Annotated in this window: 10 protein-coding genes and 1 pseudogene; 1 reads left to right on the top strand and 10 read right to left on the bottom strand. The window is 50.3% G+C overall.

Features of this window, described 5'->3' with window-relative positions; all coding sequences use genetic code 11:
- Nucleotides 1-199 (top strand): hypothetical protein (locus HMPREF2572_RS14760; protein ID WP_210385288.1); only part of this gene is annotated, 199 nt, incomplete at its 5' end.
- Nucleotides 200-237: 38 nt separating this feature from the next.
- On the opposite strand, the pseudogene HMPREF2572_RS04130 reads toward HMPREF2572_RS14760, so the two are convergent.
- The 10 genes and pseudogenes from HMPREF2572_RS04130 to HMPREF2572_RS13170 all read right to left on the bottom strand — a co-directional run bounded on the left by HMPREF2572_RS04130 (nucleotide 238) and on the right by HMPREF2572_RS13170 (nucleotide 7,013).
- A pseudogene (locus HMPREF2572_RS04130) lies at nucleotides 238-1,017 on the bottom strand (DNA adenine methylase).
- Nucleotides 1,018-1,095: 78 nt separating this feature from the next.
- Nucleotides 1,096-1,209 carry a Com family DNA-binding transcriptional regulator gene (locus HMPREF2572_RS13175; protein ID WP_081452104.1) on the bottom strand — a complete coding sequence of 38 codons (114 nt, stop codon included), beginning with the start codon at nucleotides 1,207-1,209 and terminating at the stop codon, nucleotides 1,096-1,098.
- Nucleotides 1,210-1,395: 186 nt separating this feature from the next.
- Nucleotides 1,396-1,761: an H-type lectin domain-containing protein gene (locus tag HMPREF2572_RS04125; RefSeq protein WP_070496363.1), complete on the bottom strand. Its 366-nt coding sequence runs from the start codon at nucleotides 1,759-1,761 to the stop codon at nucleotides 1,396-1,398.
- Entirely contained in the window at nucleotides 1,758-2,264 is a 507-nt protein-coding gene (locus HMPREF2572_RS04120) for a hypothetical protein (protein ID WP_070496362.1), read from the bottom strand. Before HMPREF2572_RS04120 ends, HMPREF2572_RS04125 begins: the two co-directional genes overlap by 4 nt.
- Before the next feature lie 207 nt (nucleotides 2,265-2,471).
- Complete coding sequence (locus tag HMPREF2572_RS04110) at nucleotides 2,472-2,810, bottom strand: hypothetical protein (protein WP_070496388.1); 339 nt, start codon at nucleotides 2,808-2,810, stop codon at nucleotides 2,472-2,474.
- A gap of 71 nt (nucleotides 2,811-2,881) precedes the next feature.
- Nucleotides 2,882-3,112, bottom strand: a complete 231-nt coding sequence (locus HMPREF2572_RS04105; RefSeq protein WP_016687368.1) for a hypothetical protein — start codon at nucleotides 3,110-3,112, stop codon at nucleotides 2,882-2,884.
- Nucleotides 3,113-3,191: 79 nt separating this feature from the next.
- Entirely contained in the window at nucleotides 3,192-5,072 is a 1,881-nt protein-coding gene (locus HMPREF2572_RS04100; protein WP_246827764.1) for a hypothetical protein, read from the bottom strand.
- Between the two features lie 11 nt (nucleotides 5,073-5,083).
- Nucleotides 5,084-5,365: a hypothetical protein gene (locus HMPREF2572_RS04095; RefSeq protein ID WP_246827763.1), complete on the bottom strand. Its 282-nt coding sequence runs from the start codon at nucleotides 5,363-5,365 to the stop codon at nucleotides 5,084-5,086.
- Nucleotides 5,366-5,394: 29 nt separating this feature from the next.
- Complete coding sequence (locus HMPREF2572_RS04090) at nucleotides 5,395-6,435, bottom strand: hypothetical protein (RefSeq protein WP_070496359.1); 1,041 nt, start codon at nucleotides 6,433-6,435, stop codon at nucleotides 5,395-5,397.
- Complete coding sequence (locus tag HMPREF2572_RS13170) at nucleotides 6,432-7,013, bottom strand: hypothetical protein (protein WP_148132280.1); 582 nt, start codon at nucleotides 7,011-7,013, stop codon at nucleotides 6,432-6,434. Before HMPREF2572_RS13170 ends, HMPREF2572_RS04090 begins: the two co-directional genes overlap by 4 nt.
- Between the last annotated feature and the right edge of the window lie 117 nt (nucleotides 7,014-7,130).

Raw genomic sequence — 7,130 nt, 5'->3', positions numbered from 1 at the left:
AGGTCGTCTGAAAAATTTCAGACGACCTTTTTTGATGTTTGGTGAGATTGATACGGACTATTCGCATCAATATTTTTATAGTGGATTAACTTTAAACCAGTACTGTAACCCGCCGCCGCCTTTTGCACTTTGTTACATTAACTTTTGCACTCGGTACGTTTTAAAAGTTGCGGCAGCTTTTGCACTATATATCGGATAGCAGAAAGTAAGAAAAGCGACGGAAACGTCGCTTTTGTTTTACCAGTTACAAATAACCAATTCGCCGCTGGTTTTGCCCGTCTTATCCCTGCCTACGGTATAAGCCAACTCCAGTTGAGTAATACGAAAATCTTTAAACAACGCCCTTATATCAGGGTGGTCATTGATGGATAACATGACCTTACCCTTGCTCTCCGCCATTGCTTTGGCCAGCAGCTCATACTATGACCAATCGAATGCGTGGTCGTACCCTGCGGTTTGCCAGTACGGCGGGTCTGCGTAGAAGAAGGTATGCTCGCGGTCATATCGTTTTAAACAACGCTCCCACGGTTCGCTTTCTATATAAACACCTTTTAAACAGTCTTTAGCAGCCTTTAATTTGGCTTCAACTTGCGACGCATCCCACGCTTTTGACGTGGTAGCCGTACCAAAATGTTGATGGACGGTCTTGCCGCCGAAGGCGTTGTGTTGAAGGTAGAAGAACCGGGCAGCTCGTTGAATATCGGTCATGCAATCAGGCGGCGTGCTTTGCAGGCGGGCAAAGACCTCTCGGCTTGTCAGTGTCCACTCAAACTGGCGGACGAACTCGTCAAAATGGTGTTGTACCACGCGGTACAGGTTGATGAGCTGTCCGTTGATGTCGTTGAGTACCTCCACTTTAGCGGGTGTTTGCCGAAGAAAGAACAATGCCGCGCCGCCGGCAAACAGCTCGACATAACAAGAATGCTCGGGGAACATGGGCAACAGGTGTTTTGCCAATCGTCGTTTCCCGCCCATCCAAGGGATGATGGGTAAAGATTGTTGCAGTTTTTGCATCATATATACTCCTAAATCGGCATTCGACGACGCTCTGAATCAGATTAATATGATGCTCGACGGCATTCTTAAATTTTATAATCAACTGAAAGAATTGATATTTTTGCAGCGCGTGCATTTTATTTGTACGAAACCGCTGCCTTTTGCCAGCAATTTGCCGCAAAATTTGCAGCGTAACTCACGATAAATTTGCATTTGCATCCACTCCTGTATCAGATAGAATGCCTCGGTCTCGCGAGACTAAGGCGGCCTTAGAAGTCAATGCAGGCGCGAACTGCTTGGCTGGCGTAGCGGTGTTGCCGCACCGCTACGTCGCCGTCCCACTGATTTTTTAAATCTCCCTATTGAGGTCGCCGGTATTCAGACGACCTTTTTTCTTGCCTATTTATCAACAATCCAAGCCTGATACCACACGCCCTTGAGTGCCGGCGCATAGTTTATGCCTATATCGAACCCTTCCGTTGTTATATTGCCCACATAAAAGACCCGTGCCATTTGGTCTTGTATATCCAGCACAACATTGACCATTGGACGCTCAGAAAAAGGAACATCAAATGGAATGGTAATCCACTTATTGTTGCCATTTCCCTCTGGAAATTTAATGTCCGATCGTGGGATATACATCTCCCGATACTCTTTTTTACCGCCACCTTGCGCAGATCGTAGCTTGCTGATTTCAGCCTCCTGCGCTTTAAACCGGGCGGCAACGGCATCGACAAACAGCTTAAAACGCTCGACCAAGGTCATGACTGCAACGCCTGATTAAATTTAGCCACGAAGTCGGTATCCGTATCGCCAAGATTGAGCGTGGTTTCCACCACGGTTTTTTGCGCCTGTGTCAAAACTTGCGCCTCATCGATACGCAGGCGTTTGGCAACGGCTTCCGAAAGCGCGGTCGCACCGGTTTTATCCTGCTCAATATACTTGGCAACTTCCGCCAGCGTATCGTATGCCGCGTCCGCGCCGTCTAAAATCTCTGATTTAACGGACGTTTTTGCCGCATCAATCAGCGAATCGACCTTCTGGCTGGAGTAAGTCTTATCAGCCGCAGGCGCGGTATCGTCAATCGCCGCGCCGCCGTTACCGCTGCCGATGTTGTCAATACGGGTTTTCAGCTCGTTTACCGCGCCGACCACGCTGCCGCGCTCTGTAGTTTGCAGCATATCTGTCGAGCCGATTTTACCGATAACCTCTTTGAATTTTGCGCCGATAGCGTCCACCAGCGCGTCTATACGTTGTCTTAATGTCATTTTTACCTGCCTTATGAAGTTGCCAAAATAAATCTTGCGACGAAATCAGGGGCTTCGCCCGCATCCTCGCTTTTAACGTCGGCAAGCCATCGAGTGAAATCCTCAAATGATTTGCCTTGATTTTCGGGCTGTATCAACCACGTCCGATACAAGTCGTCATCGTACCGATGCGCGGCATTTTCCAAATTGCCCTTAAAAACTCGAAACTTACCCAACATTGCTCGTACTCTTTAAAATCTCCAGCGGAATATCTCCGCTGTATTGCACCAAGCCGTCAGATCGGCGAATAAATTGCAAATCAAAAACGTAATGCCCCTCTGTCAAACCTCGGCACACATCGGCATCCAAGCGCAACAGCACCAAGCGTATTTCGGGGTAAAGGGTCGTCTGAAAGCGGGCAACCGTCTCCTTAGTATGTTTGCGCCGAAGCTCGGCGGCAGCGGTCACGCCGGTCAGGGCAGAAATACCCAAGTCGTCCAAAACATCAAAGACAACACTGATTTCGACGGTCTCGCCCCGTTTGAAGCGCAGAATATCGGTACTCATCACACCCTCAAAATAAAACAAATTATCCCAAATCATCGCCCACCACCCGGGCGGCGAGCCTGCACTCAACACTACACGCCCAACTCCAAAACAGCAGCGTCAGGGGCTTGACTGATGATGCGGTTGGTGCGGACATCATAGAAAACCCGTTGATTCAAAGCAGCCTGACCGCTCAAAACGATATTTCCGCCGCTTTGCGTTTGTGCCGCCCATGAGCCGCCGCCCAAATCGCCCGTTATTTTGGCGATGCCGCGCTGCTCGCGGTTGAGCAGTGCCGTCAGGTTTTGATACAGATTGGTCATTTTGTTACTCCCAACAAATAGATAAAAGGTCGTCTGAACATGGCTTTCAGACGACCTTTAAAGCATTTTTAAAGCGGCTTTAATCGTCCAAATAGCGGTCGATGCTTACATTTTGAGTAACGACAGGCGCGTCGTTTTCGATTTTGATCTCGACCGATACGCCCACAACCACGCCCTGCCAGTTGCCGGACGGCTCGCTGATTTGCCAAATCTCGCCCAAATTAGCCATCGGAATCGCGTATTTGTCTGACACAGGCAAAGACACGGTCTCGCGCTTGTGGACGCCCGTCGCGCTCAAGGCGGCAACACCCGCCGCAAGCAAAACAGGCTGGTCGGTATAAAGCGCGTGGGTCAACGCAGAGGCACGCGGCTCGCGATTGCTGCCGTTGCGGTACACATCCGCGCCCTTGCCCTTGTTATGGCTCGGCCAAACATAAATCCCGTTTGCCCGCTCGGACACGTTGCGCTGCCCGCTGATGCCGAAAATTACGCTGGCAGGCACGGTAACGTCTGCCGCAGCCTGCGCCACCTCCCAAGCTGCCGATTCCCACCTCGGCTTAAATCTCAGGGCAGGTTTGGCGCGGTCGCTCTCAATAAACCCGCCCGCCGCCTGCGCCAGCTCTTGCAATACCGCCATCGGCGTCTTGTCCGTCAATGCGTACACGTCGGCAGGAATCAGCCAATCCGCCATCATCCATCCGTCCAAGCCCACGCCCGTCGGTCTCAAGACCTCCGTGGCGATTTGTTGGGCGTAGATAGGGTTGCGGTATGTGCCGCTGCCTTTGGGTGCGTAGTCCGCGCCCAAGCGGGCGGTAACGCTCCTGCCTGTTACCGTATAGCTCTTTTGCCCGAATCTGCGGTTGTCGCTGTAATCCTCGGCAATGATGACAAAAGTGTCGGCATTGATTTGCACCTTGATTTGCGCTTCCTCACCCTTTGCGCGTGCGTCAGGATTGATTTTGGCGAAATCCTCGGGCGATACGGTCAGGCTGCCTTGCCAGCAATAGCCGCCCGTATCGGCGGTAAACGAGGCGGAAAAAAACTCAATCGGCTGCCCGTCCGCCGTGGCTTTGACGGTGTTTTGCATGATGTATCCGTTTAAAATAGGGGTTTTTGCCGTGTCGAAACAAGCGAACGGCAGCGGAATATGGCGCGGGTCGTGCGCGATTTTTTTACGGTAAAACCGCAGGGCGAGGCGGTTTGACGGCGGGCGGATGCCGCAGACGTAGGTTTCAGGAACCGGCTCAGGCTCGACCGGAATCTCGTAGTATTCGCAGGGAACGGTAACGGCGGGCAGGGATTCAGGGCTGAAGCAACGCGCCAAATCCACCGCAGCGAGGATGTCCGACTGTAAACAGCCGACCAACAAAGCGTCGTCTGAAAACGTACTGTCCGCGTGGGTTTCCAAGCGTTCGCCCGCCCGTGCCGCCTGCGTGTCGCCGCCGCAGCCCGTCAAAAACAGGCTGCCTGTCGTGTTCGTGCCGGAGCAGCCGTCCAGCCCGTCCATCGCGCTTTGAATACCGGACGCACAAGCCAAAACCGCAAACGACGGCTCGGACTGCGCTTTCAGACGACCTTCAAGCGCGGCCATACCATCAAAGGTCGTCTGAAAACAATGGGCAACGTCAACAGCCTTGACCGACACGCCCGACATTCCGACCTCCGCACTACTGCCGGCAAAGCCACCGGTCAGACAAGCCGCCCCCGTTCCAACCGCATGCAGAACAAACCCCCATTCCCCCGATACGGCGGCATATCCTGCCGGTGGCGCATAAGGCTCGGGCGGTTTGGGCTTTGGCGGCTCAATCGGCGCAACCGCCCCGCCTGCCGCAATATGGCGCAGCGGACGGGTAAACGGTATCGGCAATCGGTTTGACGGTTTACGCTGTGCAATCAACGCCCCGAAAGGCAGCGGAATCCGCGCGGAATCGGCATAGGTTTTGGATTTATCGTCAGACATTTCAGACGACCTTATCCGCCGTCAGTATCGACAAATGGCTTGATGAAATCATAGGAGACAGGCTCGTATTGCTTTTTATGGTCAAGCGCAACCATCAAAAATTCTTTATTCGGATTCAGGTAATCAAAGCGGTATGACCCGTCAGCCTTGCTCCATTGAGTTCGAATGACCTTAAAATTCCGCCGCTCGAAAAGCAGTATTTTGCGTTCCGCAGGCTGCCCTCCGACGGTAACAATCCCCTCTGCCTCCCCTGCAATATAGCCGCGACCGCCATAGACGGGGTCGGCAAACACAAGTCCGTCTGACAAAAGCACACCCATCGTTACATGTCCCATGCAGTCAGGTTAATCAAAAAATTCCGACCGACACCATCCTTTTCGGCGTATCCGGTGGTGAAAATTAAAAACTCGTCCGGACTGTTGTCCAAACGGTATTGTTCAAAACAATTATTTTCTGAAAACCAAGATGTAGATGCCCCGAGACATCCCGGAACCAGCCCGCGTAGATTGCCGCCCTCAAAAAAATAAAAAGGCGTTGCAATCAGTTTTTTAGCAATCCCGTCAACCGCCTCGTTACCACCACTATCAAATGACATTAATGAACGTATTCTTGCTTTAGTAGGGATATTATTATCAACTCCTCCTGAAAAAGTAGCAGTACTGTTAAAGCTTTTACTAATGGAGTAATCCGAAAGGGTGATAGTCATCAATGCAGCATTAGATACATCAAACGGCGCCGCACTTGCGAAATCTCCAAAAAATAAAGCAGTTGCCGATGGTGTTGTTTTATAACCAATACCAGGTCTACTACGTTCATATTTCGACCCGACAACCAACCAAAACCCACGTTCATTCCCAATTAAAACCCAGTCACGTCGAGATCTACAGTTCAACTCATTGACAGAATTCCCAGTCTCAGCGGCAACATTATCATTAGCAACGTGCGGCTGAAGATCTGCAGACACTTTGAATTTAGCCGAAACGATATTGTAATAACCGCTCGAACTACCATTGACCAATAGATATGGCTTGGATGATTTTTCATGCTTAGAGCGAAAATAGGCGGCAGTTTCCGTTTCCTGATGAATTTCCCAGCCCAGCGGCTCTTTCCGATTCTCACCCTCGCCATAACCCGTCACCAAACAGGCCTTTAAAACAGTTTTAAACGCTCCGGCATCAGTCGTCAGCTTGGGCGCACCTGCGTCATCCCAGCGGTAAACCTTGACCGGCACTCTTTCAGTATTAAACATTTCAGACGACCTTTGCTTTAAAAATAAAGCCTTATTAAAGCAAAAGCCCCGAAAATCGGGGCTTGGCATGGTTGCAGTCAGATACTCGGCAGCATTCTGTTTTGTTGCCGTCATCTAAAATAAGTAATCTTCGCTCGGTCTCCACTCGAATCTACTGAGCAACTAAATTGCGCCCGCAAAACAGCTCCAAAACTATTTTGCGAATCAACATACCCGCTTATCTCATATGTACCGTCGGCATTTTCGCTACGCTGCCATCCGCCAAATTTGGCTGATGACGGGGATTTTAAAATACCCGTTACCGCTCTTTCGCAGGCTGATTGTGCTTGATACCCGCTTGGCTTGGATGAACCACCGCCACCATTAAATGTAAACCATAAAAATGGAATGGAAACCACAATGCCCATACCAATCAATTCCAAGAAATCAGAGCCTTTCCCTTTTTGATTTTTCTTCCGAAGTTTTTCCTCCGCCTTTACCTTTTTTCCATCCTCTTTTGCCAGGTCAGGATATTCGGCATGGAGTTCCTTATCATACTCAGCCTTTTTCACCGGATTCAGCAAATATTCCCGACACTGCTTTATCTCATCCAAATCCAACGTCTGCTGTTCAGCCGCCCTCCTTAACGCCCTTTCAATTTCGTCTTTTGTTGCTGATGACACAATCCCTAAAAGTTCGTAATAGTTTTCCATCACATCCTCGCAATATTTATTCCGTATAAAGGATTTTAAATTAAACGGCATTAAAAATAAACAAGCGGTAATAAAAGGTCGTCTGAAACGCCTTCAGACGACCTTTATTCGTTGTAC

It is taken from the genome of Neisseria sp. HMSC064E01 (assembly GCF_001808875.1).
GTDB classification, from domain to species: Bacteria; Pseudomonadota; Gammaproteobacteria; order Burkholderiales; family Neisseriaceae; genus Neisseria; species Neisseria sicca_A.
Note: the sequence above shows the minus strand (reverse complement) of the source record. Positions and strands in the feature narration are given on the sequence as shown.